Source organism: Rahnella sp. JUb53, assembly GCF_004346065.1.
Taxonomy (GTDB): domain Bacteria; phylum Pseudomonadota; class Gammaproteobacteria; order Enterobacterales; family Enterobacteriaceae; genus Rahnella; species Rahnella variigena.
Genome location: NZ_SLYT01000013.1, coordinates 39,067 through 65,754, shown reverse-complemented (window position 1 = coordinate 65,754; position 26,688 = coordinate 39,067). Strand labels below are relative to the sequence as shown.

25 protein-coding genes are annotated in these 26,688 nt (G+C 52.5%); 15 read left to right on the top strand and 10 right to left on the bottom strand.

The window, feature by feature from the left end:
* Position 1: 1 nt before the first annotated feature.
* Positions 2–1,264, bottom strand: a complete 1,263-nt coding sequence (locus tag EC840_RS22645; protein ID WP_132967148.1) for an ABC transporter substrate-binding protein — start codon at positions 1,262–1,264, stop codon at positions 2–4.
* 266 nt (positions 1,265–1,530) lie between these two features.
* Between EC840_RS22645 and EC840_RS22640 the strand changes: the two genes are divergently transcribed.
* A complete protein-coding gene (locus tag EC840_RS22640) occupies positions 1,531–2,565 on the top strand; it encodes a LacI family DNA-binding transcriptional regulator (RefSeq protein WP_129637853.1) in 1,035 nt (344 codons plus the stop codon).
* Between the two features lie 102 nt (positions 2,566–2,667).
* Positions 2,668–3,744: a sn-glycerol-3-phosphate ABC transporter ATP-binding protein UgpC gene (gene ugpC, locus EC840_RS22635; RefSeq protein WP_132967146.1), complete on the top strand. Its 1,077-nt coding sequence runs from the start codon at positions 2,668–2,670 to the stop codon at positions 3,742–3,744.
* Positions 3,745–3,792: 48 nt separating this feature from the next.
* On the opposite strand, the gene glpT is transcribed toward ugpC, so the two are convergent.
* The 4 genes from glpT to EC840_RS22610 all read right to left on the bottom strand — a co-directional run bounded on the left by glpT (position 3,793) and on the right by EC840_RS22610 (position 7,518).
* Positions 3,793–5,145: a glycerol-3-phosphate transporter gene (gene glpT / locus EC840_RS22630; RefSeq protein ID WP_120162786.1), complete on the bottom strand. Its 1,353-nt coding sequence runs from the start codon at positions 5,143–5,145 to the stop codon at positions 3,793–3,795.
* A 456-nt stretch (positions 5,146–5,601) separates the two neighbouring features.
* Positions 5,602–5,835 (bottom strand): hypothetical protein, encoded by a 234-nt coding sequence (locus EC840_RS22620; protein ID WP_243701115.1) that lies wholly within the window; start codon positions 5,833–5,835, stop codon positions 5,602–5,604.
* A gap of 320 nt (positions 5,836–6,155) precedes the next feature.
* Complete coding sequence (locus EC840_RS22615) at positions 6,156–6,722, bottom strand: DcrB family lipoprotein (protein WP_112290529.1); 567 nt, start codon at positions 6,720–6,722, stop codon at positions 6,156–6,158.
* Between the two features lie 124 nt (positions 6,723–6,846).
* Complete coding sequence (locus EC840_RS22610) at positions 6,847–7,518, bottom strand: 7-cyano-7-deazaguanine/7-aminomethyl-7-deazaguanine transporter (RefSeq protein ID WP_112290530.1); 672 nt, start codon at positions 7,516–7,518, stop codon at positions 6,847–6,849.
* Between the two features lie 233 nt (positions 7,519–7,751).
* On the opposite strand from EC840_RS22610, the gene tusA reads away from it, so the two are divergent.
* Positions 7,752–8,012, top strand: a complete 261-nt coding sequence (tusA, locus tag EC840_RS22605; protein ID WP_112290532.1) for a sulfurtransferase TusA — start codon at positions 7,752–7,754, stop codon at positions 8,010–8,012.
* A 51-nt stretch (positions 8,013–8,063) separates the two neighbouring features.
* Here tusA and EC840_RS22600 read toward each other — a convergent pair whose 3' ends face one another.
* The 4 genes from EC840_RS22600 to rsmD all read right to left on the bottom strand — a co-directional run bounded on the left by EC840_RS22600 (position 8,064) and on the right by rsmD (position 12,385).
* A complete protein-coding gene (locus EC840_RS22600; RefSeq protein ID WP_132967142.1) occupies positions 8,064–10,421 on the bottom strand; it encodes a zinc/cadmium/mercury/lead-transporting ATPase in 2,358 nt (785 codons plus the stop codon).
* A 225-nt stretch (positions 10,422–10,646) separates the two neighbouring features.
* Positions 10,647–11,273 carry a lysoplasmalogenase gene (locus tag EC840_RS22595; protein ID WP_112290535.1) on the bottom strand — a complete coding sequence of 209 codons (627 nt, stop codon included), beginning with the start codon at positions 11,271–11,273 and terminating at the stop codon, positions 10,647–10,649.
* Positions 11,274–11,493: 220 nt separating this feature from the next.
* Positions 11,494–11,772 (bottom strand): DUF1145 family protein, encoded by a 279-nt coding sequence (locus tag EC840_RS22590; protein WP_013577475.1) that lies wholly within the window; start codon positions 11,770–11,772, stop codon positions 11,494–11,496.
* Between the two features lies 1 nt (position 11,773).
* A complete protein-coding gene (rsmD, locus tag EC840_RS22585) occupies positions 11,774–12,385 on the bottom strand; it encodes a 16S rRNA (guanine(966)-N(2))-methyltransferase (protein WP_113878024.1) in 612 nt (203 codons plus the stop codon).
* Between the two features lie 226 nt (positions 12,386–12,611).
* On the opposite strand from rsmD, the gene ftsY reads away from it, so the two are divergent.
* The 8 genes from ftsY (at position 12,612) to EC840_RS22545 (ending at position 21,529) form a co-directional block, all read left to right on the top strand.
* Complete coding sequence (ftsY, locus tag EC840_RS22580; protein WP_132967140.1) at positions 12,612–14,135, top strand: signal recognition particle-docking protein FtsY; 1,524 nt, start codon at positions 12,612–12,614, stop codon at positions 14,133–14,135.
* A 5-nt stretch (positions 14,136–14,140) separates the two neighbouring features.
* Entirely contained in the window at positions 14,141–14,803 is a 663-nt protein-coding gene (gene ftsE, locus EC840_RS22575; protein ID WP_013577472.1) for a cell division ATP-binding protein FtsE, read from the top strand.
* Positions 14,803–15,783 (top strand): permease-like cell division protein FtsX, encoded by a 981-nt coding sequence (gene ftsX, locus EC840_RS22570; RefSeq protein ID WP_112290540.1) that lies wholly within the window; start codon positions 14,803–14,805, stop codon positions 15,781–15,783. Before ftsE ends, ftsX begins: the two co-directional genes overlap by 1 nt.
* A 318-nt stretch (positions 15,784–16,101) precedes the next feature.
* Positions 16,102–16,959 (top strand): RNA polymerase sigma factor RpoH, encoded by an 858-nt coding sequence (rpoH, locus tag EC840_RS22565; RefSeq protein ID WP_112290541.1) that lies wholly within the window; start codon positions 16,102–16,104, stop codon positions 16,957–16,959.
* 256 nt (positions 16,960–17,215) lie between these two features.
* Entirely contained in the window at positions 17,216–17,986 is a 771-nt protein-coding gene (locus tag EC840_RS22560) for an IclR family transcriptional regulator (RefSeq protein WP_243701114.1), read from the top strand.
* A 10-nt stretch (positions 17,987–17,996) separates the two neighbouring features.
* On the top strand, positions 17,997–18,899 hold the full coding sequence (locus EC840_RS22555) for a dihydrodipicolinate synthase family protein (RefSeq protein ID WP_207914783.1): 903 nt from the start codon (positions 17,997–17,999) through the stop codon (positions 18,897–18,899).
* A 17-nt stretch (positions 18,900–18,916) separates the two neighbouring features.
* Positions 18,917–20,131, top strand: coding sequence for an L-rhamnonate dehydratase (gene rhmD, locus EC840_RS22550; protein ID WP_113878037.1), 1,215 nt, complete (start codon positions 18,917–18,919; stop codon positions 20,129–20,131).
* Between the two features lie 96 nt (positions 20,132–20,227).
* On the top strand, positions 20,228–21,529 hold the full coding sequence (locus EC840_RS22545) for an MFS transporter (RefSeq protein WP_165929055.1): 1,302 nt from the start codon (positions 20,228–20,230) through the stop codon (positions 21,527–21,529).
* A 41-nt stretch (positions 21,530–21,570) separates the two neighbouring features.
* Here EC840_RS22545 and panM read toward each other — a convergent pair whose 3' ends face one another.
* Positions 21,571–21,948 (bottom strand): aspartate 1-decarboxylase autocleavage activator PanM, encoded by a 378-nt coding sequence (gene panM, locus EC840_RS22540; RefSeq protein ID WP_132967134.1) that lies wholly within the window; start codon positions 21,946–21,948, stop codon positions 21,571–21,573.
* Positions 21,949–22,353: 405 nt separating this feature from the next.
* Here panM and EC840_RS22535 point away from each other — a divergent pair, with 405 nt between their 5' ends.
* The 4 genes from EC840_RS22535 (at position 22,354) to livG (ending at position 26,685) form a co-directional block, all read left to right on the top strand.
* On the top strand, positions 22,354–23,466 hold the full coding sequence (locus EC840_RS22535) for a branched-chain amino acid ABC transporter substrate-binding protein (protein ID WP_112290547.1): 1,113 nt from the start codon (positions 22,354–22,356) through the stop codon (positions 23,464–23,466).
* Between the two features lie 239 nt (positions 23,467–23,705).
* A complete protein-coding gene (livH, locus tag EC840_RS22530; protein WP_113878018.1) occupies positions 23,706–24,632 on the top strand; it encodes a high-affinity branched-chain amino acid ABC transporter permease LivH in 927 nt (308 codons plus the stop codon).
* Positions 24,629–25,918: a high-affinity branched-chain amino acid ABC transporter permease LivM gene (locus tag EC840_RS22525; protein ID WP_120162778.1), complete on the top strand. Its 1,290-nt coding sequence runs from the start codon at positions 24,629–24,631 to the stop codon at positions 25,916–25,918. The genes livH and EC840_RS22525 overlap by 4 nt, the downstream gene beginning before the upstream one ends.
* A complete protein-coding gene (gene livG, locus EC840_RS22520) occupies positions 25,915–26,685 on the top strand; it encodes a high-affinity branched-chain amino acid ABC transporter ATP-binding protein LivG (protein ID WP_013577465.1) in 771 nt (256 codons plus the stop codon). The genes EC840_RS22525 and livG overlap by 4 nt, the downstream gene beginning before the upstream one ends.
* Positions 26,686–26,688 lie beyond the last annotated feature (3 nt).

The following is a 26,688-nucleotide window of genomic DNA, read 5'->3' as shown; positions in this document are numbered from 1 at the left end:
TTTATTGTTCCAGTATTTTGTCGATCTCTTGCGAAGACTGGTGCAGCGCGTCCGGCACTGCGTTGTTTTCAAACATCAGTTTTTCAATCATTTGGGTCATCGTCCGCTGCACTTCGACCGTTTTCGTGACGGCGGCAGGCGGCACGGCTTTTGGGACGTAGGAGACGATGTCATTCACCAGCGGATGCTGTTGCAGGTAGTCGCTGAACACCGGATTACTTTGCAAATCTTCCCTTGCCGGAGGCATACCTGTCAGTTCCAGCCAGCGCAGATCGTGTTTCGGGTCGCTGTATACCCATTGAATAAATTTCCAGGCGTCGCTCTGCACTTTCGAGGTACTGAACATCACGATCCCTTTGCTGTCGGCCATGGTATTTGCACCCGGCGCGCCAGACTGAGTCGGCATTGGGCCGATACGGATATCTTTCAGTACTTCAGGGAATTGTTTCTGATAACGTTCGATATCCCAGGGGCCGCGCATGGCTCCCAGTACCATTCCCGCCGCCAGGGGATCGTCTGCGGTTGTGAAATCGTAGCTGGTCCACTTATTGGCAAACATTTTCGCCATGAAATTCAGTGCTTCCAGACCGGATTCATTATCGAAAGCCGATTCTTTATCCTGAATATACGGGCGGCCATCCGCGGCGGCGTAATAGAGCGGAATAAAGTCGAACCAGCGATCCCACCAGTTTTTACCGCTGGTGAGTTGCAGGCTGTAACCCTTCTGAGTGAGCGCGATACGTTCTGAAAGCGTGTAAATTTCATCATAAGAGGTCGGGACGTGGTCAAAACCCTGAGCTGCCAGCAGATCACTGCGCCACCAGTAGAGAACCGGGCTGATGTAAATGGGGATGACCGTCTGCTGTCCGTTGAACTGCCAGTTTGAAATCGTTTTTCCCATATGACGGGTTTCTGTCAGTGTCTGAAAGCCGGGCATTTTGGAATAATCAGTGAGCTGTTTAAGTTCGGATAACTGCTTAGCAAAGCCGATAAAAATATTGGTCGAAATGTCTGGCTCTGTACCCGACGCCAGCGCATTCATGATGGCTTCTTCAGAACTTCCTGCCGCCGGTATTGAGGTGAATTCTACTTTCCGGTTGGCCGGGTTGCTGTTCCATTCTTTAACGATTTCGCCCCAATACACTTCCTGCGTAATATTCGGCGCGACCCACATTTTAATGCTGGTTTGGTCTTTTTCATCAGGGCCACAGCCCGAAAGAAATAACGTGATACCCGCAATAGCAGCCAGTTTCATTATTTTCATGCTGTTTCCTGTTTCCATTAGGTTATGAGTCATAATGAGAAATTATATTTAATGATTATTCATATTATTATTTTATGAATGAACGTCTATTTAAACGCTAGCATGGACATTCATTGAATAAACGTTATTACAGTCACATAAATGATTTTGTTTAACGTTAAACTTTATTTTTTATATTCGTTGCAATAGCCTGTTTGCTGTGAGTATATATGGGCGAATTTATTGCATTTCAGAGGCGAGACTTCCTTTATTCACAGCATTCAGGAGTGTGTAAGCTGAGTAAGATAACGTTAAAGTCAATTGCCCGCGAATTAGGCGTGACGCACACCACGGTGTCCAATGCATTTAATAATCCGGGCAAACTGTCTGAATCATTAAGAAAACGAATAATCGATTATGCGCATTCCGTTAATTTCTACGGGCCTGACAATCTTGGTCGGGCATTGCGTACCGGGAAATCGGATGCCATCGGGATTATTTTTAACGACACGCTCAGTTATGTGTTTACAGACAGTCATGACGTGCAGCTTATGCAAGGCATCGCCGGTGAATGTGACCGAAAAGGAGTCAGCATTATCCTGATCCCGTTGCATATCGGGCAGGGCGCGAGGGCCAGTGTCATCAATACGGCTGTAGATGGCTATATCCTTAATGCGACACACAATAATGACCAGATCATCGCCAAAGCGTTGTCCAAAAATCTGCCCGTGGTGACTACGGATTTTAAAATTCCCTCGCACAGCAGCGTATCCATTGATAACGACAGGGCGATGAGGGAAATCTGTCTGCACCTGCTGGAAAAAGGGCACCGTGAATTTGGGATTATTTCATTCCCTTCACTGCAGGGACGAAAGGGAGTGATGCCATTGAGTCAACGTGTTTCCGGTGATAATCAGGTGATGATTACCCGTGTGAATGCCTGCGTGGCAACTTTCCGGGAATGGAATATTGATCTGAATAAATGCTTTCTTTGCGAAACGAACCATCATGAAACATTTGGCGAAATAGCGGCCAGGGACTTACTGATAAGCAATCCCGGTATAACCGCGTTTATTTGCCTGTCCGACCGCTTCGCGCAGGGTGCCATTAATTATTGCCGGAAAAGCGGTTTATCTGTTCCGGGAAATATCGCCGTTACTGGTTTTGATAATATTCACCGGCCAGCGGATGAGATCGGGCTCACGACAATCGCACAGGACCCGGTTAAAAAAGGTGAAATAGCCGCAGCCCTGTTGCTGGAAGGTAAAACCAATATTCACCACGACCTGGAGTTTAGGTTAATTATACGTGGTTCTACCTGATATCTGGCGGGGCCATCAGGACGCAATGACCGATGTTGACGGAATACTGCTCACCCTTGCCGGGGCATAACCGCGCATCTTTTTGTTTCAAAGGACAACGCTATGTCAGGCTTAACGCTAAAAAACGTCAAAAAATACTATGGCAAAACAGCCGTGATCCCCGATTTAACTCTGGAGATCCGTTCCGGCGAATTTCTGGTGCTGGTAGGGCCGTCGGGCTGTGGTAAATCAACATTGCTGCGCATGATTGCCGGGCTGGATGGGCTGAGCGGCGGGACCATCCACATTGAGGGCACTGACGTGACGGAGTTGCCCGCCGGAAAGCGTGGTCTGTCGATGGTATTTCAATCCTACGCGCTTTATCCGCACATGACCGTCAGGCAGAATCTGGCGTTTGGTCTGAAGAATATCCGAACGCCACCGGCTGAAATTGCCCGACGCATCAGCGAAGCGGCTCTGATCCTGCGGCTGGACGAGATGCTCGACCGGTTGCCGCAAAATCTTTCCGGCGGGCAGCGTCAGCGCGTCGCCATCGGTCGCTCTATCGTTCAGCAGCCGAAAGTATTTTTGTTTGACGAGCCGCTGTCGAATCTTGATGCCGCGCTGCGCGTTCAGATGCGTCAGGAAATCAGTCAGCTTCACGCCCGACTGAAAAACACCATGATTTACGTGACCCACGATCAGGTCGAAGCCATGACGCTGGCGGACCGGATTGTGGTGCTTAATCAGGGCAATATTGAGCAGATTGGTTCGCCGGTTGAACTGTACAACTGTCCGGCCAGTTTGTTTGTTGCCGGATTTATCGGTACGCCGAAAATCAATGTGATCCCCGCACAGGTGACGGGCCGCCAGTTGTGTATTGACGGGCAGCCGATGTTTTCGCTGGGCAATAAATTCCCCGCGGCGCAGGATGGACAAACCGTGTCGCTGGCGATCCGCCCTGAGCTGTTGCGCCTGAATGAAGCGACGGAACACGCATTTGACGTTTTAGTCGATTTCACAGAATTGCAGGGCGATGCCACGCTGGTATACGCGCGTTTCGGCGAGCACATCCTGAAAATGAAATCGTCGAAACAGCTCTCTTTTGCTAAAAATACGCCGCTCAGTTTTGGATTTAATGCCGCCAGTATTTTACTGTTTGATGCAGCGGGAAGACGGATCCCTTCTGAAACTGTGTAAAACAAAAAAAGGCACCTTTCGGTGCCTTTCGACGAACATCAAAACCAATCAGGCATTTTTCCTCAGTTGCGCTTTGTGTTTGTTCTCGCTGAGCATGGTCAGTAAAAGCAACACAACGGCCAGCACACAACCGGCAATCATCACGATAAACCCGCCGTCCCAGCCAAAGTAATCCACGGTATAGCCGACAATGGCGCTGGCCGCGACCGAGCCGCCCAGATAACCAAACAGCCCGGTAAAACCTGCCGCGGTTCCGGCCGCTTTTTTCGGTGCCAGTTCCAGCGCATGTAAACCAATCAACATCACAGGCCCGTAAATCAGGAAGCCGATGGTGATCATACAGGCCATATCAATGCCCGGATTGCCGACCGGATTTAGCCAGTAAACGACGGTTGCGATAGTCACCAGCACCATGAAGAACACGCCGGTCGCGCCGCGGTTGCCTTTAAACACTTTGTCCGACATCCAGCCGCACAGCAGCGTGCCGGGGATCCCTGCGTATTCATAAAGGAAATACGCCCACGAGGATTTATCCAGCGCAAAATGCTTCACTTCTTTCAGGTAAGTCGGTGACCAGTCCAGGATCCCGTAGCGCAGCAGATAAACAAAAACGTTAGCCAGCGCGATATACCACAGCAATTTGTTCGGCAAAATGTACTGCATGAAAATCTGTTTCGCCGTCAGTTCCTGCTCGGCTGACTCTTTCACATAGTCCGGCGGGTAATCGTTTTTGTATTCTTCAATCGGCGGCAGGCCGCAGGATTGCGGCGTATCGCGCATGGTCATGAAGGCAAATACCGCCAGCAGGATCGCGCCGAAGGCTGGCATATACAGCGCCGCATGCCAGTCGTTAAACCACGCCATGCCCAGCAGGAACAGCAGCGGAGGAATACCCCCACCGACGTTATGCGCGCAGTTCCATACCGACACCACGCCGCCGCGTTCTTTCTGCGACCACCAGTGAACCATGGTGCGACCGCACGGCGGCCAGCCCATTCCCTGGAACCAGCCGCAGAGGAACAGCAACACAAACATGATGGCAATGCTCGATGTTGCCCACGGCACGAAGCCCATAAACAACATAACCGCCGCAGCCAGAATTAAACCCGCGGGCAGGAAAACACGCGGATTCGAGCGGTCAGACACTGACCCCATAATGAATTTTGATATGCCGTAAGCAATGGAAATCCCGGACAGCGCAAAACCGAGATCTCCACGGGAAAAGCCCTGATCAATCAGATAAGGCATGGCCAGCGCGAAATTTTTGCGCACCAGATAGTAGGCCGCATACCCGAAGAATATCCCCATAAAGATTTGCCAGCGGAGACGGCGGTAGAGCGGATCGACGTGGGCCTCATCAACAGGAGCTTTGTGGGGCGCGGGTTTAAAGATACTGAGCATAAATGCCTCCGATGGCATAAATCAGGTGGGACTCATCGTGAGCCACGGACGAAATGGCGAAGCCGGTGTGTTCCAAAACGAACATCATTTTAGCTATTCGCGCACAAACGAACTGTGATTTATGACGGAAATGTTACATTTTTATTACAGCGGAGGCGGGTTTGTGAGATTGAGTAACAGCATAAGACAAAAAAAGCGGAGACTGAGCCCCGCCTGGCAGGTCTGTGACATTTCAAAAGACTCATTTAATTAGATTGCATGAAATTTACCGTGAGAATAAAAAAACGAAAACTAACATCAACAGGAAAAACGCCCCAATTGACTGTATCGCGATGTCAGGAAAAAAACTCACCATAAATACACCGAAAATCACAGTTATAATTAATGGAATGTAAGTCCAGAAAAAATAAGACAGTTGATGTTTAAACCACCTCTTTAAAAAATCGATCATGACATTCACTTTACCATATCAATTATTGTTTTTGCGACTTCATCATCTGATGTAAGATTCGTGCTAAATGAGAGGGCTTTCATAAAAACAGGTTCAACTAAAAAATACATCATTTCTAATTTTCGCACATACAACGCGTAGTAATACGCGGGGCTAAGAACCTGCAAACGTTCTGCACTCTCTGCGGCTTCCTGTACGTATCCGTATAAGCCTATTCCGGCAGCGGCAAGTGCGGACACCTTGCTAATTTTCTGGCTGAAGCTGGTATGAATATTGAATCCAAGGCAAATGGACGTTGTTATGCCTAATGCAACTTATTAATAATGAAATCACTATGGTACATAACTTATTCCTTAAGTTAATTATTCCATTTTATGATGTGTACTGGTTAATATATATAACAATACTATCAGTTACTCTCTGTTCTATATCACTGTACTTCATTGAAAGTAATAAAACGTTATCTGTTCCGCTTATAAAGTGAATTTTTTGAGTGGCAGTAACAGCATAAAAAAAGGCGGAGCCTGAGCCCCGCCTGATATTTTCAATACCTCTGAATTTATTGAATTTTCAGGGTGTTGATAATGGTTTCTGCATCGGTCTGCGCCTGCTGCTGATTATCCGCTGGCAGGGTGATTTGCAGGGTCAGCAAATGGCTGTCTACTTTGCCCAGTACGATGGAAGAGTAAGCTTTCTGACCCGCAGAAGTGATCACGGTATCCAGTTGTTGCAGCGTCTGGCCATTGACCTGAATAGATTTATTGGTCACAACCTGCAGATTGGTATCACGAGCTTTTTGCTGATCCTGTAAACGACCCGCCAGAACATCCAGCGATTCGGTGGTGTTATCACCCAGGATCACAATCACGGCTTTCTGACCGGTGCTGTCAGCGTACACATGCATATTGTTTGCCTGAGTGCCCAGCTTACCGCTCTGGTCGCTCATTCCCTGCGGCAGGGAGAAGGTGACTTTACCTTCCAGCAGGCTGACCGGTACGGTCGCTGCCGTTGCTGAGGCCGCTGGCGCACCTTTATCTGCGGCAGGTGCATCGGTAGTTTTACCGTCACACGCAGCCAGACCAGCGATCAGTACTGCCATTCCCATCATTTTCGCGATATTACGCATCGGGCTTCCTTAAGTGGCCTGTTAACCAGGCTTACATGTTGACTTAACAGCCTTTATGGCAACCTATTCAGGCCACAAAAGCAAGTCAGATTATGGCGCGATTTGTGTCTTCCCCGCTCACAGTTTAGTGCACGCGGACGGCAGAATGCGGGTTATTTCCCTGCGCGGATAAACGCTTAAGCAGCATATTCAGCAGCATGCCGTACATCGGCAGGAAGAATACCAGGCAGATCAGCACTTTGAATGTGTAATCTACCATCGCGATTTCCACCCAGTGCTGCGCCATAAAAGCATCGGTACTTTTGTAGAAAGCGATAAAGAAGAACGACAGAGTGTCGCTGATATTGCCGAGGAACATTGAGGCCACCGGCGCTATCCACCAGCGGCGATTCTGACGCAGGCGGTTAAACACGTGAACGTCAAGAATTTGCCCCAGCACATACGCCATAAAACTGGCGGTGGCGATACGCGCGACCATGATATTCAGGCTGCTGAGTGCTTCTGCTCCCTGCCATTGCGCTTCAAAGAATAACGCCGAGATGACATAGGAAATCGCCAGCGCAGGCACCATCACGGAAAGTATAATCCGTCGTGCCAGCGGCGCGCCGAATATACGGACGGTCAGGTCAGTAGCCAGAAAAATGAACGGGAAGGTGAACGCGCCCCAGGTGGTATGGAAACCAAAAATGGAGACGGGTAACTGAACCAGATAGTTACTGGAAGTGATGATGGCAATGTGGAATAGCGAAAGCCATATCAGCGCGGAAAACCGCTGCTGAGCAGTAAAGGAGTACATATATGTGACCTTTTTTTATGAACAAATTGGGGTGAGGGAACCCAAATACCCTGCGTTCTTGAAGCTGTCGCAGGGGCGTTAGCGGTTTGCGGCGCGCATAGTACCTGTTTGCACACCGTTTGCGCAACAGATCCGACGGTTAATTTTAGCGCAATGAGCCGTGTCAGTTGCGCGGGAAATCCAGCGGGTTAAACTATCAGGCTTTGCCGCGCCCGAAGATGTTGAGACACGAAATGACCGATCCCTTTATCAATCCCGACCATCAGCTTGATGCGCTCGGCCTGCGTTGCCCGGAACCTGTGATGATGGTTCGCAAAGCGGTACGCACCATGAAAGATGGCGAAACGCTGTTGATCATCGCCGATGATCCGGCAACGACCCGCGATATTCCCGGTTTCTGCCGTTTTATGGAACATACGCTGCTGGCATCGGATACCGAAGCTCAGCCGTATCGCTATTTATTGTGCAAAGGTTTAGTCGAAAAACAGGGCTGATAGCTCAGCCCTGAGTCTTGTCTGCTGCGATTACGTTCGCATCGATTAAGCTTATTTCGATTTATTGCGCAACAGCCTTAGCGCATTGGCGGTGACCAGCGCCGTTGCGCCGGAGTCCGCCAGCACGGCCAGCCACAATCCGGTCAGCCCCATCAGCGTGGTGACCAGGAAAATCGCTTTCAGCCCCAGCGCGATCGTGATGTTCTGACGGATATTTGCCCGGGTGGCGCGTGACAGGCTGATCATCTGCGCCAGCCCGCTCAGACGGTTGTGCGTCAGTGCGGCATCCGCCGTTTCCAGCGCGACGTCCGTTCCGCTTCCCATAGCAATACCGATAGTCGCGGCTTTCATCGCCGGCGCATCGTTAATGCCATCACCGACCATTGCCACCGGTTTTTGCGCATTCAGCGCGGTGACCGCCGAGACTTTATCCGCAGGCAGTAAACCTGCACGGAAATCAATGCCCAGCCGGTCAGCGATGGTTTTCGCAGCCCGCGGATTGTCACCGGTCAGCATCACTGCTGAAACGCCGAGTGCTTTAAGTTTCTGCAACGCCTCTGCCGCGTCATCACGCAGACGATCCTGCATGGCAATCAGCCCGATCGCATTATTTTCCTGCAACACTACCACCACGGTTTTTCCGGTGGATTCCCAGTCAGTAATTTGCGTAAGGGTTTCCGCTGTCAGACTGTTTTCAGTCACGCTTTTTGGTGCCAGTACCTGAATTTTGCGACCTGAAACGAGACCTTCCACGCCTGAACCGGCCAGCGCGCGGCGATCCTGCGCCGTGAGCGGTAACGGATTACTGATTTTTGCACGGGCTAAAATCGCCTGTGCCAGCGGGTGATGCGAACCTTCTTCCACCGCCGAGGCCAGACTTAACACTTCGCCTTCACTGGCACCGTTCAGGATTAAAACGTCAGTGACTTCGGGCTTGCCTTCGGTCAGTGTGCCGGTTTTATCCAGCGCTACGGTTTGAATCAGCGCCAGTTGTTCCAGCGCTGCACCGCCTTTGATTAAAGCGCCCTGACGCGTCGCCGCGGCCAGCCCGGAGGTGATCGCTGCCGGCGTTGAAATTACCAGGGCGCACGGGCAACCAATCAGCAATAAAGTCAGCCCGCGGTAAATCCAGGTTTCCCACGACAGTCCCATTGCCAGCGGCGGAACGACAATCACCAGCAGCGCCATCAGCATAATGACCGGTGTGTAATAGCGGCTGAAAGTATCGAGGAAACGCTCGATTGGCGCACGGCGTTCATCGGCTTCTTCGATCAGTTGCAGGATGCGGTCGATGGCGCTGTTGCCGGGTGCAGAAGCCACTTCCAGACGTGCGAGGCGGTCAACGCACAGGCTGCCCGCGGGGACTTTCTCACCGGGCTGATGGTCTACAGGTACCGACTCGCCGGTCAGGGCACTTTCATCGAAACTGGCAGCGCTTTGCAAAATGGCATCGGCGGGCAGACGTGCGCCTGCGGCGATTTCGATAATGTCGCCGGGACGCAAACTGCTGACCGGCACGGTTTCAGATTTACCATTCACTACGCGGACGGCGGTATCGGGTATCAGCGCCATCAGGGATTTCACACCGCTGCGCGCCCGGTTGGCGGCAAAGGATTCAAGGCGTTCGCCGACCATAAACAGCAGCAACACCATCGCCGCTTCGGCAGTGGCACCGATAAACAGCGCGCCGATTGCGGCAATGCTCATCAGGGTTTCGATGGCGAAAGGCGAGCCGGAACGGGTCTGGCGGATCGCCTGACGAAGCACCGGCCACAGTCCCACCAGTGTGGTGGCGATAAACGCAATTTCACCCATTTGCGGGTTGAAATGGTCGAGCACCCAGCTCAGCAGCATCAGAACCGAAAGGGCGATCAGCGGCAGCGCCTCTTTCAGACGTGACTCTTCCGGTTGCGGAGTATGTTGGTTTTTATCGAGGGATTGCAGGGTAAAACCTGCACCGGTCACGGCCTGTATCACGTTTTGTGAGATGTCGTGGCTGGAATCAATGACCAGTTTTTCTGTCGCGAAAAGCACTCTGGCGCGGTTTACGCCATCAAGACCGGCGACAGAATTTTCGATTTTGCGGGCACAGGCCGGGCAATCCATACCTTCCACTTTCCAGCTGTATTGCTGAGTGCCGGAAGGCGGCGCGCTGGGGTCATCTTCGCCCGGCGAACCTTCTGTGCTGCCGTCATCAGAAGTATGTGAGTGCTCACCTGCTTTCGGCGCACAGCAACTGTCAGAAGTGGTGGCACAAGCCGACACCGCCAGCGGGGATTTATCACTGCAACAGCTGGCAGGATGTGTACCGGACTGGGCAATAGCGCCGATTTTGTTGATATGCAGTCCAGGCGCGCGTTTGCTCTGACATCCGCAGCTACAGCTGTTGTTATTTTTCATTGGGATCATAAAGCCTCCGGTTCGAAACCGAGTGGAATTACGACCAGTGTAAACCCTGGAGTCAGCTCTAAGGTCAAGCAATTTTAATCCCCTTCATACTTTGAGCTGCAGATGCGTTAGCTGCCCTCAGTCACCCGAATCACTTACCTGAGTAAGCTCATCGGGATTCCTTCAGTTGCCGCCTTTCTGCAACTCGAATTATTTTGGGGATTGTAGTCAGTGTTATTGAGTCATTTACAAATAAAGTGAGCGGACGATCAGGAAGTGACCGCCAAAGTAACAGGCGGCGACCAGTGCGTCTGCCGCACGGAATTTGAAGCGATAGCGGCTGACCAGCCACAGAATATTCGCCAGCAGCAACAGCACCGCGCCGCAGAACAGCGAAAACGCCATGTCGGTACTGCGCGCGAAATACTGCTCGCCTGCCAGCCAGACCATCAGCAGGGTCATCGCGATGTAAGTGGTCACTGGCCATCTCAGCTCAGCCAGCCGCGTCCAGATCACTGCCAGCAATATGGCGCCGATAATCAGCAGCGTCAGTGGCAACGGCCAGAAGAAGGTAATGGTCATCTGGCTGGCGAAACTCAACGTATACAGCAGATGCGAGAGGAAGAACGCCCCGATGGCGTACATGAACCGCTCTTCAGGCAGCAACAGCAGGCCGTCTGCCACCAGCGTCGCCGCCAGTCCCAGCAGGATCAGGTAGCTGTAAACATTGAGCGTGGGTGCCTGCCAGGCAAGCAAAAGCAGCAGCAGTAAGGTGACGGGTTTAAACACCCAGCGCTGCCAGCGCGGGCCGCGATAGCTGGCGTCAACGAATAACCAGCCAGAGAAAAATACTGCGAGGAATGGCCAACTCATTGTTTATCCTTTTAAATGTAAGAACAGAACATGGAAACGATGCAAGGATCTGCCTTCAGGAAAACACATCCTGTTTTCCTGTACTTGCTTTCAGTGTAGGAGAGAGGGCACACCGGCGACAATCAGAAATCCCCGTAACGACGGGTCTGATTAACGCAGTTTTAAAACAGTGGGGCGACGCAGGAAATGAACGGCGCCTGACGCGCCGTCAATACAGGCATTACTTTTTAGCGGGCAGCGGCGGCTGTTTTTTCTGCCACGCCATCAGTTCGAACACGCCGAACAGGAAGATGCGGGTTTGCAGCCACGGGCCGATGGTGTCCTTTTCCTTGCCCTGCGTGGCTTTAAGCAGCATCACCTGCAGGCCGTGCATAAAGAACATGAACACAATCGCCACGTCTAAAAAGTATTTGATCGGCTTCGGGAACGGGTGGATCAGGTTAAACGCCAGAAACGCCCAAATACATAACATCAACAACCGACCAATATTGATCAACATCTTACTGCTCCTGTTCTGGTGAGCCGGTTTCAGGCGTCACATCGCGATGGTAGAGGCGATAAGCAACTTGTCCGGCGACTTTTTCACGGTGCAGCCGCCAGCTGGCGGGCACATCCAATGTACCGTGCTCGGCTTCTGTTTCGACATAAATCCAGGCTTCATCCGCCAGCCACTGGTTTTGCTCCAGCAGGTTCAGGGTGTCTTGCAGAATGCCTTTACGGAAAGGCGGATCGAGGAAAACCACATCAAAGGCATTTCCGGCTTTTGCCAGCCAGTTCAATGTATTGACGTTAAATACTTTCGCATCACTGGCGTTTAGCAGCGCCAGGTTTTTCTCTAACTGTTGCGCAACCGGGCGTTCAAACTCCAGCAGTGTGGCGCTGGCCGCATAACGTGACAAGGCTTCCAGACCGAGCGCGCCGCTGCCTGCAAAACAGTCCAGGCAATGTGCGCCCTGTAAAACCGGCGCCAGCCAGTTAAACAGCGTTTCGCGTACGCGATCGGTGGTCGGGCGCAGTCCCGGGCTATGTGGAACCGGAAGTTTGCGTCCGCGCCATTGTCCGCCAATAATTCGGATCTGGCCGGCGGCGGGAGTGTTGGGTTTCTTTGCCATAGTTCGCTTGTGTAATCCAAAGCCGTCAGGCTTCGTTGCATATCGTTTGGAAGGCTATTCTACCGGTGTGCAGCCATTGGGCAAATGTTTAACATTGTCGATTGAAAAACCACCGGAATTCAATACGCGGGCGTGTTGCCTGCAGGGGAAAGTGATAGACTGCCTGACCATAACCCTATTAATAATCCGTTCGCCAGTCATTAACGGCGAGGAGTGAAGTTGTAAAATGGCAAAAGATAAAAAACGCGGTTTCTTCTCCTGGTTTGGCCGTGGCCGTCAGGAAGAAGAGCAGCAGAAGGAAGAAATCCGCGAAGAACAGCCTGTTATTGAAGAACAGTCTGTTGTTGAAGAACATGCGGTCGTTGAAGAACATCCGCTAGCCGAAGAGCCGGGTGTTCCGGTTGAGCAGCATCCTGGCGAATGGGATACCGCAGCCTCCGCAGAATCTGCCGCAGAAATCGCACCTGTGGTTGAACCTGAGCCAGAAGTCGAACCGGCACCGGAAGTGGAACCTGAGCCAGAAATTGAGCCGGAACCGCTAAAAGAACCTGAACCGGTTCGCGAACAGGCCGCCGCTGAACTGGCAGAAGAAATTGTTCACATCACCGAACAGGTTGCTGCGCAGCCAGTGGTGGTTGAAGACGATCTGATTGAAGAAGATGTTGCTGAAGACGAATTTGCTGAATCGGCCGAAGAAATTGCCGAAGACGAACGTCTTGATGCCATTGATTATGTTGATGATTCTGTCGCAGCCGAAGAACCACTGCCGGTGGCGCTGGATCCTATCGTCGTTTTACCTGCCGGTGAAACCGAGCAGGAGCGTCCGACCAAAGAAGGTTTCTTTGCGCGTCTGAAACGCAGTCTGGTCAAAACCAAGCAGAATCTGGGTTCCGGTTTTGTCGGCCTGTTCCGCGGTAAGAAAATCGACGACGATCTGTTCCAAGAGCTGGAAGAACAGCTGTTAATCGCCGACGTTGGCGTCGAAACTACCCGTAAAATCATTGCTTCACTGACCGAACACGCTTCGCGTAAACAGCTGAAAGATGCTGACGCGCTGTACGGTAAGCTGAAGGAAGAAATGTCCGAAATACTGGCGAAAGTTGACGAGCCACTGGATGTCAGCGGGAAAACCCCGTATGTCATTCTGATGGTTGGTGTAAACGGCGTCGGTAAAACTACCACCATCGGTAAAATGGCGCGCCAGTTTGAAGCACAGGGTAAATCTGTGATGCTGGCGGCGGGCGATACGTTCCGTGCCGCAGCCGTTGAACAGTTGCAGGTCTGGGGTCAGCGCAACAAGATCCCGGTGATTGCACAGCATACCGGTGCCGATTCCGCGTCCGTTATCTTCGATGCGATTCAGGCGGCGAAAGCCCGTAATATCGACGTGCTGATTGCCGATACTGCCGGGCGTTTGCAGAACAAAGCGCACCTGATGGAAGAGCTGAAGAAAATCGTCCGCGTGATGAAGAAGCTCGACGAAGATGCGCCGCATGAAGTGATGCTGACGCTCGATGCCAGCACCGGCCAGAATGCGGTGAGTCAGGCGAAATTATTCAACGAAGCCGTCGGGCTGACCGGGATAACGCTGACTAAACTGGATGGCACCGCGAAAGGCGGCGTGATCTTTGCCATCGCCGATCAGTTCAGCATTCCGATCCGCTACATTGGTGTCGGTGAAGGTATCGAAGATTTAAGGCCGTTTAAGGCAGACGATTTTATTGAGGCACTTTTTGCCCGAGAGGATTAATACGGATGATTCGCTTTGAACAGGTCAGTAAAGCTTATCTGGGCGGACGACAGGCGCTTCAGGGCGTCAACTTTCACATCCAGCAAGCGGAAATGGCATTTCTGACCGGACACTCAGGCGCGGGTAAAAGTACCCTGCTCAAGCTGATTTGCGGCATTGAACGCCCGAGTGCCGGACATATTTTGTTTGGCGGCCATGACATCAGCCGTCTGAAATCCAGCGAAGTGCCATTTCTGCGTCGTCAGATCGGCATGATCTTTCAGGATCACCATCTGCTGATGGATCGCACCGTGTATGACAACGTGGCGATGCCGCTGATCATTTCCGGGGCCAGCAGCGAAGATATTCGCCGTCGCGTGTCGGCTGCGCTGGATAAAGTCGGATTACTGGATAAAGCGAAGAACCTGCCAATCCAGCTTTCCGGTGGTGAACAACAACGTGTGGGCATCGCCCGTGCGGTGGTGAACAAGCCTGCGGTGCTGCTGGCGGATGAACCGACCGGTAATCTCGATGGCGAATTGTCGGAAGGCATTTTGCGTCTGTTCGAAGAATTTAACCGCGTCGGCGTTACCGTTCTGATGGCGACGCATGATGTGGGTCTTATTGCCCGTCGTAATTACCGTACGCTGACGCTGAGTCAGGGGCGTATGTCGGGAGGGGTGTACTAATGGCGAACAGTCCGAACCCGGCGAAAACCGCAAAAAGCGCCCGTGCCGCAAAAAGCAAAGCGTTGCAGGGTGGCTGGCGCGAACAGTGGCGTTATGCGTGGATGAACGCGCTGGCTGACATGCTGCGTCAGCCGCTGGCAACACTGCTCACGGTGATGGTAATCGCGATTTCCCTGACGCTACCGAGCGTCTGTTATCTGGTGTGGAAAAACGTCAGTACCGCGGCAGAACAGTGGTATCCGACGCCGCAGCTGACCGTGTATCTCGACAAAGCGCTGGATGATGACGCCGCAGAAAACGTGGTGAAAACCCTCAAAACAGAAGCGGGCGTGGATAAAGTTAATTATCTGTCCCGTGAAGAAGCGATGGGCGAGTTCCGCAACTGGTCTGGCTTTGGCGGCGCAATGGACATGCTGGAGCAAAATCCGCTGCCAGCGGTGGCTATCATCACGCCTAAAATGAATTTCCAGGATTCTGCGACACTCAACACCTTGCGCGACCGCGTGGCGGCCGTTCATGGCGTGGATGAAGTGCGTATGGATGACAGCTGGTTTGCCCGTCTTGCGGCGCTCACCGGTCTGGTCGGGCAGATTGCGGCGATGATCGGCGTGCTGATGGTGATCGCCGTCTTCCTGGTTATTGGTAACAGTGTGCGACTGAGCATCTTCAGCCGACGCGATACCATCAACGTGATGAAGCTGATTGGCGCGACCGACGGGTTCATACTCAGACCGTTCCTGAATGGCGGCGCGATGCTCGGTTTCACCGGCGCATTGTTGTCGCTGATCCTCTCGGAAGTGCTGGTGCTGCGCCTTGAGAGCGTAGTGACCCAGGTGGCACAGGTGTTCGGTACCACCTTTGACCTGCACGGTCTGGGCTGGGATGAAAGCCTGCTGCTGCTGATCGTGTCCGCGATGATTGGCTGGATTGCCGCCTGGCTGGCGACGGTTCAACATTTACGGCGATTTACACCACAGTAGCGATAATTTGCTATAATGTTCCCCTGCTGCTCAGTCTTTGTGTACAGGGGAACAGCCGATTCTTGCTATATCGTCCCATCATTTTCCTGCTTCCCCTGCAATGGCACAAATTCACTATCCAATAGTCAGTCTGTCACATACAGTCATCAGACTGTTGAATCTGTCCGTGAACTTTATGTAAAATTCGTGGTCGTAGAGCAGCGAATATGAAGGGCTCGGCGTTGCTTTGTTGTCGCCCCTGAAGGCCAGCAACGTAGCGGTATCATCCCGCAGCAACGTGGTATAAAACCTGCATTACGTCATACATGAGAGGCTTGAATGACCAAAGAAATGCGCACTTTAGCATTAGTACCCCAAGGTAGCCTGGAAGCCTATGTTCGGGCCGCCAATGCCTATCCTATGCTCACCGCAGAGGAAGAACGGGCGCTGGCTGAACGGCTGCATTACGACGGTGACCTGGAAGCAGCGAAAGAGCTGATCCTGTCTCACCTGCGCTTTGTTGCTCACATTGCCCGCAACTATTCAGGTTACGGTTTGCCACAGGCAGACCTTATCCAGGAAGGGAATATCGGCCTGATGAAAGCGGTTCGCCGTTTTAATCCGGAAGTCGGTGTGCGTCTGGTGTCCTTTGCTGTGCATTGGATCAAAGCAGAAATTCACGAGTATGTGCTGCGTAACTGGCGCATCGTGAAAGTCGCCACCACCAAAGCGCAGCGTAAGCTGTTCTTTAACCTGCGTAAAAACAAACAGCGTCTGGGCTGGTTCAGCCACGACGAAGTGGAGCACGTTGCCCGCGAACTGGGTGTAACCAGCAAAGATGTGCTGGAAATGGAATCACGCATGGCCGCACAGGACATGACGTTTGATCCGACCCCGGACGATGAACCACGCGACGGCGCTGCGATGGCACCGATGCTGTATCTGCAAGACAAGAGTTCTGACTTTGCAGAAACCATCGAAGAAGATAACTGGGATCAGGACGCGACAGACAAACTTTCCTCTGCAATGGAAGGTCTGGATGAGCGCAGCCAGGATATCATTCGTGCCCGCTGGTTAGACGACGAAAACAAATCGACTCTGCAGGAGCTTGCCGATAAATACGGTGTATCCGCAGAACGTGTTCGTCAGCTGGAAAAGAACGCGATGAAAAAACTGCGTGTGGCAATCGAAGCCTGATAAACGCAGTTTCCGATGTGAAAAAGCGACCTTTATGGTCGCTTTTTTTATGCCTGAAATTCCCCTCTGAACGCCCCTGTTAATTCCAGCATACTGGAATTATTCTGAATATTTTCCCTTCTAAATCATCTGGTTATTCCAGCATGTTGGAATATTCAACTTTATAGAGAACTCAATCACAGAGGATCACAAGCGTCCTGTCGTCTGTTCATTTTTGCCTCTATAACTTGTCCATCTCAACAGAATGGATTCCAGCATGATGGAATTAATCGCTAAATCAAAAGTTCCGGCACTGACGCGCGCCGTCGCCATTCTCGACATCATTTCCCGGCAAGGACAGTGCAACGCGAACCAGCTGGTCAGTGAACTGGGGATGCCCAAAAGCACCGTGTATCTGCTGCTGGAGGAACTGAAAAATCAGCGTTTAGTTACGCAGTCAAATTCCGGTAATTACCGCCTCGGGCTCAGATTGCTGGAGCTGGGCAGTCAGGTTTCCCGCCAGCTCGATTTGCGCAATGTCGCACTCCCGCATCTGAAAGCACTGATGCACGACACCGGGCTGCTCTGTCATCTCGGCGTGCTGGACGGGGATACGCCGATTTATCTGATCAAAGTCGAAAGCCAGTCGAATATTCAGGTTCGCACCTGGGAAGGAAAACGCCTGTCTCTGTGCCGCTCTTCGCTGGGCAAATGTCTGCTGACCTGGTGCGGTCGTGAACGTCAGGACGCACTGATTGCTGCACTGGAATTCAGCCCGGTATTGCCCAACTCGCTGACCAGTGCTCAGCAGCTGCGCACGGCGTTACAGCAAATCCATCAGCGCGGATGGGCTTTCGATGATGAAGAAGATGTGGCGAATATCCGCTGTATCAGCGCGCCGGTATTCAATGCAGCACATCGCGTCACGGCAGCGATTTCCGTCGTGGGCACCACCTTGCATGTCATGCCGGAAAATATCGACGCACTGGCTGACAAGGTAAAAAAAACCGCCTGGGAAATCTCCAGGGATCTGGGCTACAAAGCATAAGGAACCAATGATGTTACGACCTTCAGGAGTCATCAGCGCCATGTTAACCCCCTGGAAAGCAGGGCAGCCGGACATGGACATGTTGCGCAAAATTGTCGATTTTCAGATAGCGGCTGGCCTGAGTGCTCTGTTCCCGGTGAGTTCGGTGGGCGAAGCCGGTTATATGGACGTTGAGCAAAAGCGTGCGGTAGTCGAAACCGTCGTTGAACAGACTGCCGGACGCGTCCCCGTCTGGGCAGGGATCCCGGCGACCACGACGGATGAAAGCATCGCACTGGCACATGCGGCAGAACGTGCCGGTGCCAGCGGGGTCGTGCTGATGCCGCCTTCGTTTTATCACTATGATGCTGCGACGCTGACCAGTGTTTTTCGCCAGGTTGCCAGCGCGGTAAATCTGCCGTTATGCCTGTATAACATCCCGTTTTTCGCCGATCCGTTAAATGCCGAAAGTGTCGCTGAACTGGCAGCCCATCCGAATATTGTCGGTATTAAAGATTCCAGCGGTGATGCCGTCGGCATGATGAAAATGCTGTCCTGTTGTCCGCGGGAAGACGCAGATTTTGCTGTGATGACCGGCCGGGAAGAATTTTTCTTCTCCGCATTATGTGCCGGAGCCACCGGCAGCGTGACCGCGACCGCAGGCGTTTTGCCGGAAGTGATGTGTAAAATTTATGATCTCTTCAGCGAAGGAAAAACGGAACAATCGAAGGCATTACAATTTGCCGCATTACCCGTGATGTCGATGATGGCGTCATTGCCTTTTCCTCTGGGATATAAACTCGGCATGTCATTACGTGGTTTCCCGTTGGGCGAAAATAAAATTCCGCTTTCGGATGAAATAAAGCAAAAGATAGATGATTTAAGCTTTTCCCTGAATAAAGAAATAACCTCTCTCCTTACCCTGATAAAATAAACGGAGTTTATATTATGATGGAATCAAGAGTATTACCTAAAATTAAAGAAATTCGTGCATATTTCATGGGCGGTGCGACCGCAGAAAAAGGCAGTGGCGGTGCGGATTATCATGACCAGCAGGAAAAACACTGGATCGACGATAAAGTCTGTACGCCAATGAGTAAATATAAAGAATATGAACAATCCCGACAGTCATTCGGTATTAACGTATTGGGTACGCTGGTGGTTGAAATAGAAGCCGACAATGGCGTCACCGGTTTTGCGGTGTCTACGGCGGGTGAAATGGGGTGTTTTATTGTCGAAAAACATCTCAACCGTTTTATTGAAGGGCGCTGTGTCTCAGAAATCAAACTGATCCACGACCAGATGATGCGATCCACGATGTTCTACGCCGGCAGCGGCGGTCTGGTGATGAATACGATTTCCTGCGTCGACCTGGCGCTGTGGGATCTGTTCGGTAAATGTGCGCAACTGCCGGTGTATAAACTGCTCGGGGGCGCAGTGCGCGATGAAATCCAGTTCTATGCTACCGGTTCACGTCCGGATCTGGCCAAAGAGATGGGCTTCATCGGTGGCAAAATGGTGACGCATTTTGGCCCGCATGATGGCGACCACGGCGTACGTGAAACGGCTGCTATGGTGGCGGATATGCGCGAGAAATGCGGCCCGGATTTCTGGCTGATGCTTGACTGCTGGATGTCGATGGACGTTAATTTCGCTACCAAAGTGGCGCATGCCTGTGCGCCGTATAACCTCAAATGGATTGAGGAATGTCTGCCGCCGCAACAGTATGAAGGTTACCGCGAAATCAAACGCAACGCACCAGCCGGGATGATGGTCACCACCGGCGAACACCACGGCACGCTGGAGTCTTTCCAGACGTTGTCAGAAACCGGCGTCGATATCATGCAGCCTGACGTGGGCTGGTGTGGCGGGCTCACCACCTTGCTGGAAATCGCCGCCATCGCCAAGGCGAAAGGGCAATTAGTGGTGCCGCACGGTTCCTCCGTGTATTCACATCATGCGGTGATTACCTTCACCAATACGCCTTTCAGCGAGTTCCTGATGACTGCACCTGAGGCTGACCACACCCGTGCGCAGTTTGCGCCAATCCTGCTTGATGAGCCGGTGCCGGTGAACGGACGTATTCATAAATCGGTACTGGATAAACCGGGATTCGGGGTGGAATTAAATCCTGAGTGCAAATTAACCCGCCCATATCAGCATTAATTTCTGCGACAGATTATTTATCCGAACGTTTACTTCGGCCTGTTATTGATATTATTTTTTGACTAATAACAGGCCGGTTATAAAAAGGTTCATATTATGACGACGATATTAAATAAAGCCGTTGAGAAAACCCGCTGGCGTCTGATTCCTTTTATGCTTTCGTTATATATATTGGCCTTTCTGGATCGGGCGAATATTGGTTTTGCGAAAGAGTCTTATCAGATTGATACCGGATTAAGTAATGAAGCTTTTGCGATGGGGGCGGGAATATTCTTCGTCGCTTATGCTTTTCTCGGTGCGCCGGGAAATTTATTAATGAAAAAGTTCGGTGCCAAACAATGGATTGGCTGCACCACGCTGGTGTGGGGCGTTCTCTCGTCAGCAATGGCTTTTGCCGACACGGAATTCAAATTCCTGCTGGTGCGTTTTCTGCTGGGTGCTGCCGAGGCCGGATTCTTCCCCGGCATGATCTACCTGACATCCCTGTGGTTCCCGGCCAAAAACCGGGCTTCGGTGATGGGATTATTTTATATGGGCGTTCCGCTGGCGCTGACGTTTGGCAGCCCGCTTTCCGGTGCGTTGCTGGAGATGCACGGTTTTGCCGGACATCCGGGCTGGTTCTGGATGTTTATGATTGAAGGGGTGCTGGCGGTGATGGCCGGTATCTGGACATTCTGGTATCTCGATAATGGCCCGTCGACGGCGCGTTTCCTGTCAGCTGAACAAAAACAGGCGCTGATCGGTGAACTGGCGAAAGAAGAGAAACTGAAACAGAATTCACGCCTGCGGGATGCCTTCAGCATTCCGGCGATTTGGCACCTCGGGCTGGTTTATCTGATTATTCAGATTGGCGTATACGGGCTGATTTTCTTCCTGCCGACGCAGGTCGCCAGTTTGCTGGGAACAAAAGTCGGTTTCAGTGCGTCGCTGATCGCGTCTGTTCCCTGGATTGCGGCGATGTTCGGCACCTTCTTTATTCCGCGCTATGCCGATAAAACTGGCCATTTACGCTCGATAGCCGCGTTCACCTTACTGGCCGCCGGGCTGGGGATTGGGGGTTCTGCTCTGGTTGCCAGTCCGGTGCTGGCGATAGGTGCGCTGTGCTTTGCCGCCGTTGGGTTTATTGCCGTACAGCCGGTGTTCTGGACCATTCCGACCACGTTGCTCAGCGGCAGTGCGCTGGCGGCGGGGATTGGTTTCATCAATCTGTTCGGGGCGATTGGCGGATTCCTGGCACCACAAATCCGTGTGGCCGCGGATAGTATGTTCTCGAATAATATTGCCGGCTTACTCACCCTTTGCGGCATCACGTTGTTTGGCGTGGTCGCGATAGCGTTTCTCAGGGCAAAACCTGAAACACCAAAATTGCCGGAGAGCCAGCTGAAAACCAGTCAGTAAAAGGGAAACCCAGGCGCCCGGGGACGGGTCGCCTGTAGCACTTATTTGCGCCACACACCTTTTTCATTGCGAAAACCACATGCCTGCATAAACGCATCCAGCACGGGCTCAGGTTCTGCTTTCATCGTCCAGCTTTTCACCTGCGGCAGCTGCGCCTGCACATCTTCCATCAGATACAGCCCGACACCGCGACGACGCGTGACGTCGCGCACCAGCAAATCACTCAGTTCAGCCTGATTGCCATCGAGCGTGATTTTCACCGCGCCCAGAATGCGTTCATTAAACACCGCCGCAAACAGCGCACGATCGTTTTGCAGGCTGGCTTGCCAGTCACTTTCGGTTTGCTCCGGCCAGATTTTTGCCAGATCGATCAGGTCCTGCGCGCTGAGTGACGTCAGTTTTTGGATAGTTAGTTTCATGATGCGGAAGGTCAGAAAAAGGAGGCGATCAGTGTAGCGGATCGTTCTGCAGAACGGGCGTAACTTTTTTTGTACAGTAACAGGTCGAAAAGTTTTTTAGCGATCTCTGCATAAGCGATAAATGTTGGCTTTAATCAATAAAGCCAGTGTTAACGACTGATTGTTTACATCCGCGCCCGCCTTTTCACCCAAATAAAATTCTGTTTACACCTCATATTTCTGATTGTGCTATTTGATTTGCAGAAGAAAATTCCTGTTTAATGATATGAATTATAAAGTCTTATTCGAAAATAAGACGAAATAAGCCGTTAACTCGTTATTACTTATACTAAATTTCCTAAGTGATGATGTTTTAAACAGGCAACAAAGAGCAAACCACAACACACACATGAACGGGGTAATCGGATGAAAGCAATGAAGGGTAAGATCTGGCTGGCAGGTTGTATTGCATTAGCAATGAGTCAGGCGGCATTCGCAAAAGATATTAAAGTCGCCATTGTTGGTGCTATGTCAGGTCCGGTCGCCCAGTACGGTGACATGGAATTTACAGGTGCAAAACAAGCCATCGCTGACATCAACGCCAAAGGCGGCGTGAAAGGTGACAAACTGGTTGGCGTGGAATATGACGATGCCTGTGACCCGAAACAAGCGGTTGCGGTAGCGAACAAAGTGATCAACGACGGTATCCGTTACGTGATCGGCCACCTGTGCTCTTCCTCTACTCAGCCTGCTTCTGACATCTATGAAGATGAAGGCGTGCTGATGATCACTCCGGCCGCGACCAACGCTGACCTGACCACCCGCGGTTATAAAATGGTGATGCGCACCACCGGTCTGGATTCCGATCAGGGCCCGACAGCAGCCAAATACATCCTCGACACCATCAAACCAAAACGTATCGCCGTTGTGCATGACAAACAGCAATACGGCGAAGGCCTGGCCCGTTCCGTGCAGGACGCGCTGAAAAAAGGTGGCGGCAACGTCGTTCTTTTTGAAGGTGTGACCGCAGGTGATAAAGACTTCTCCACGCTGGTGGCACGTCTGAAGAAAGAAAACGTCGATTTCGTTTACTTCGGCGGCTACTACCCGGAGATGGGCCAGATCCTGCGCCAGTCCAAGCAAGCCGGTCTGAACGCCAAATTCATGGGTCCGGAAGGCGTGGGCAACTCCTCATTGTCTAACATCGCCGGTGATGCCTCTGAAGGTATGCTGGTGACGCTGCCAAAACGTTATGACCAGGTTCCGGCTAACCAGCCAATCGTTGATGCGCTGAAAGCCAAAAAACTGGATCCAACCGGTCCGTTCGTCTGGACGACTTACGCTGCATTGCAGGCGCTGACCACCGGTATGGAACGCAGCGGCAGCATGGAACCGGCTGACATTGCTAAAAATCTGAAATCAGCGTCAGTGGATACTGTCATGGGTCCGCTGAGCTGGGATGAGAAAGGTGACCTGAAAGGATTCGAATTCGGTATTTTCGAGTGGCATAAGGATGGCACCTCCACCCCGATCAAATAAATGCCCGGCATCCTTCGCGCCGCCTCTGCGTTGGCCGCCTTCATTCACCCCGGTCACTTACCTGTGTAAGCTCCCGGGGATTCATTCAGTTGCCGCCTTGATGCAACACGAATGATTTTGGGCATTATGTTTCAGAACAAGAACCGCGCATTACTCTGCCCGGCGTCTGGTGTTATTAAGTGGCGCCGGGTTGCAGTCTCAGCACAAGTTATCAAACCCTTGATTAATAAGGATAGGGTATGTCAGAGCAGTTCCTCTATTTCATTCAGCAGATGTTCAACGGTGTCACGTTGGGCAGCACTTATGCGCTGATCGCCATTGGTTACACCATGGTTTACGGCATTATCGGCATGATCAACTTCGCCCACGGCGAGGTGTATATGATCGGCAGTTATGTCTCCTTTATCGTAATCGCCGCTCTGATGATGATGGGTATCGACGCCAGCTGGTTGCTGATCGGTGCCGGTTTTATCGCCGCGATTGTGATTTCCAGTGCCTATGGCTGGAGTATTGAACGCGTGGCGTATAAGCCGGTGCGTAACTCCAAGCGTCTGATTGCACTGATTTCTGCCATCGGGATGTCCATTTTTCTGCAAAACTACGTCAGCCTCACGCAGGGCTCACGTGATCTCGCTTTACCCAGTCTGGTGACCGGCCAGTGGACTCTGGGCGAGGCGAATGGTTTCGCCGCGACCATCAGCACCATGCAACTGATTATCTGGATAGTCACGTTTGTCGCGATGCTGGCGCTGACGCTGTTCATCCGTTATTCGCGTATGGGGCGTGCCTGCCGTGCTTGTGCGGAAGATCTTAAAATGGCCAGCCTGCTGGGGATCAGCACTGACCGCGTGATCTCGCTGACTTTCGTCATTGGCGCATTAATGGCCGCCGTCGCTGGCGTTCTGCTCGGTCAGTTCTACGGCGTGATTAACCCATACATCGGCTTTATGGCCGGGATGAAAGCCTTCACCGCGGCGGTTCTCGGCGGCATCGGCAGCATTCCGGGGGCGATGATCGGCGGCCTGATTTTAGGCGTGGCTGAAGCGCTGACCTCGGCGTATCTGAGCACCGAATACAAAGATGTGGTGTCCTTCGCCTTGCTGATCGTCGTGTTGCTGGTGCTGCCGACCGGTATTCTCGGACGTCCGGAGGTTGAGAAAGTATGAAGCGCCTGAATCTGTTAAATGCGCTGGTCTCCGCTTTCGTTCTGCTGGTGCTGGCCGCGTTCATCATGGGATTACAGCTGAGCCTCGACGGTACAAAACTGGTGGTCAACGGGGCCGGTGAAGTGCGCTGGACGTGGATTGCCATCGGCTGCGCCATCGTCTTCGTGTTTCAGTTGTTCCGCCCGATGGTCAGCAGCAGCCTGAAAAAAGTCTCCGGACCGGGCTGGGTTTTGCCGAGCTTTGATGGCTCGACGCCGAAACAAAAACTGCTGGTGCTGGTGCTGATTATCGCCGCTATCGCCTGGCCGTTTATCGTCTCGCGCGGCACGGTGGATATCGCCACACTGACCCTGATCTACATCATGCTCGGCCTCGGTCTGAACGTAGTGGTCGGATTGTCCGGCCTGCTGGTGCTGGGTTACGGCGGCTTTTATGCCATCGGCGCTTACACCTACGCGCTGCTCAATCACTATTACGGCATCGGATTCTGGGAAGCGTTACCGCTGGCCGGACTGGTGTCGGCGGCGTTTGGTTTCCTGCTCGGATTCCCTGTGTTGCGGTTGCGGGGTGACTATCTGGCGATTGTGACGCTCGGGTTCGGCGAAATCGTCCGTATCCTTCTGCTCAATAATACCGAACTGACCGGCGGGCCGAACGGCATCAGCCAGATCCCAAAACCGACGCTGTTCGGGCTGGAATTCAGCCGGACGCCGCGTGACGGCGGCTGGGACACGTTCAGTAATTTTTTCCATGTTGCCTATGATCCGAGCGACCGCATTATCTTCCTGTATATGGTGGCGCTGCTGCTGGTGATCGCGACCTTGTTCATCATCAACCGTCTGCTGCGTATGCCGCTGGGGCGCGCGTGGGAAGCGTTGCGTGAGGATGAAATTGCCTGCCGTTCTCTGGGGCTGAATCCGACCCGCATCAAACTGACCGCGTTCACCATCAGCGCCGCATTTGCCGGTTTCGCCGGTACGCTGTTTGCCGCGCGTCAGGGCTTTGTCAGCCCGGAATCCTTCACCTTTGCGGAATCCGCTTTCGTGCTGGCTATCGTCGTGCTCGGCGGGATGGGCTCGCAGTTTGCCGTTATTCTGGCGGCTATTTTGCTGGTGGTTTCCCGCGAACTGATGCGTGACCTCAACGAATACAGCATGTTGCTGCTCGGTGCGTTAATGGTGCTGATGATGATCTGGCGTCCGCAGGGCTTGCTGCCGATGAAACGTGTTCATCTCAAGCTGAAGCTTTCGAAGAAACAAATCGCGGATCAGGGGGAACAGGCATGAGTACGCAACCTCTGTTAGCGGTTGAGGGATTGATGATGCGTTTTGGCGGCCTGCTGGCGGTCAACAACGTGGCGCTGAACCTCAACCAGGGCGAAATTGTTTCGCTGATCGGCCCGAACGGTGCCGGTAAAACCACGGTATTTAACTGCCTGACCGGTTTCTATAAACCGAGCGGCGGCACCATTAAACTGCGTGACCAGCATCTGGAAGGATTGCCGGGGCAGAAAATTGCCCGCATGGGCGTGGTGCGTACTTTCCAGCACGTGCGTCTGTTCCGCGAAATGACGGTGATTGAAAACCTGCTGGTCGCCCAGCATCAGCACCTTAAAAGCGGCGTACTGGCGGGGCTGTTTAAAACGCCGGGATTCCGTCGCGCCGAAGCGGATGCGCTGGATCGCGCTGCCGACTGGCTGGAACGTGTCGGATTGCTCGAACTGGCGAACCGTCAGGCTGGCAATCTGGCTTACGGTCAGCAACGCCGTCTGGAAATTGTCCGCTGCATGGTCACGCGCCCGGAAATCCTGATGCTCGATGAACCGGCTGCCGGTCTTAACCCGCGTGAAACCGAAGAGCTGAATCAGCTGATTGCCGAACTGCGTAACCAGCACAACGTGTCGGTTCTGCTGATTGAGCACGACATGAAACTGGTGATGGGCATTTCCGATCGCATCTACGTGGTGAATCAGGGCACGCCGCTGGCACAAGGCACACCGGCTGAAATTCGTAATAATCCTGACGTGATCCGCGCCTATTTAGGCGAAGGTTGATGG

What these genes read in the sequence shown, in the direction of transcription:
- EC840_RS22645 (WP_132967148.1), bottom strand. Translation starts at nt 1,264, where the DNA reads ATGAAAATAATGAAACTGGCTGCTATTGCGGGTATCACGTTATTTCTT.
- ugpC (WP_132967146.1), top strand. Translation starts at nt 2,668, where the DNA reads ATGTCAGGCTTAACGCTAAAAAACGTCAAAAAATACTATGGCAAAACA.
- glpT (WP_120162786.1), bottom strand. Translation starts at nt 5,145, where the DNA reads ATGCTCAGTATCTTTAAACCCGCGCCCCACAAAGCTCCTGTTGATGAG.
- EC840_RS22615 (WP_112290529.1), bottom strand. Translation starts at nt 6,722, where the DNA reads ATGCGTAATATCGCGAAAATGATGGGAATGGCAGTACTGATCGCTGGT.
- EC840_RS22610 (WP_112290530.1), bottom strand. Translation starts at nt 7,518, where the DNA reads ATGTACTCCTTTACTGCTCAGCAGCGGTTTTCCGCGCTGATATGGCTT.
- tusA (WP_112290532.1), top strand. Translation starts at nt 7,752, where the DNA reads ATGACCGATCCCTTTATCAATCCCGACCATCAGCTTGATGCGCTCGGC.
- EC840_RS22600 (WP_132967142.1), bottom strand. Translation starts at nt 10,421, where the DNA reads ATGATCCCAATGAAAAATAACAACAGCTGTAGCTGCGGATGTCAGAGC.
- EC840_RS22595 (WP_112290535.1), bottom strand. Translation starts at nt 11,273, where the DNA reads ATGAGTTGGCCATTCCTCGCAGTATTTTTCTCTGGCTGGTTATTCGTT.
- EC840_RS22590 (WP_013577475.1), bottom strand. Translation starts at nt 11,772, where the DNA reads ATGTTGATCAATATTGGTCGGTTGTTGATGTTATGTATTTGGGCGTTT.
- rsmD (WP_113878024.1), bottom strand. Translation starts at nt 12,385, where the DNA reads ATGGCAAAGAAACCCAACACTCCCGCCGCCGGCCAGATCCGAATTATT.
- ftsY (WP_132967140.1), top strand. Translation starts at nt 12,612, where the DNA reads ATGGCAAAAGATAAAAAACGCGGTTTCTTCTCCTGGTTTGGCCGTGGC.
- ftsE (WP_013577472.1), top strand. Translation starts at nt 14,141, where the DNA reads ATGATTCGCTTTGAACAGGTCAGTAAAGCTTATCTGGGCGGACGACAG.
- ftsX (WP_112290540.1), top strand. Translation starts at nt 14,803, where the DNA reads ATGGCGAACAGTCCGAACCCGGCGAAAACCGCAAAAAGCGCCCGTGCC.
- rpoH (WP_112290541.1), top strand. Translation starts at nt 16,102, where the DNA reads ATGACCAAAGAAATGCGCACTTTAGCATTAGTACCCCAAGGTAGCCTG.
- EC840_RS22560 (WP_243701114.1), top strand. Translation starts at nt 17,216, where the DNA reads ATGATGGAATTAATCGCTAAATCAAAAGTTCCGGCACTGACGCGCGCC.
- EC840_RS22555 (WP_207914783.1), top strand. Translation starts at nt 17,997, where the DNA reads ATGTTACGACCTTCAGGAGTCATCAGCGCCATGTTAACCCCCTGGAAA.
- rhmD (WP_113878037.1), top strand. Translation starts at nt 18,917, where the DNA reads ATGGAATCAAGAGTATTACCTAAAATTAAAGAAATTCGTGCATATTTC.
- EC840_RS22545 (WP_165929055.1), top strand. Translation starts at nt 20,228, where the DNA reads ATGACGACGATATTAAATAAAGCCGTTGAGAAAACCCGCTGGCGTCTG.
- panM (WP_132967134.1), bottom strand. Translation starts at nt 21,948, where the DNA reads ATGAAACTAACTATCCAAAAACTGACGTCACTCAGCGCGCAGGACCTG.
- EC840_RS22535 (WP_112290547.1), top strand. Translation starts at nt 22,354, where the DNA reads ATGAAAGCAATGAAGGGTAAGATCTGGCTGGCAGGTTGTATTGCATTA.
- livH (WP_113878018.1), top strand. Translation starts at nt 23,706, where the DNA reads ATGTCAGAGCAGTTCCTCTATTTCATTCAGCAGATGTTCAACGGTGTC.
- EC840_RS22525 (WP_120162778.1), top strand. Translation starts at nt 24,629, where the DNA reads ATGAAGCGCCTGAATCTGTTAAATGCGCTGGTCTCCGCTTTCGTTCTG.
- livG (WP_013577465.1), top strand. Translation starts at nt 25,915, where the DNA reads ATGAGTACGCAACCTCTGTTAGCGGTTGAGGGATTGATGATGCGTTTT.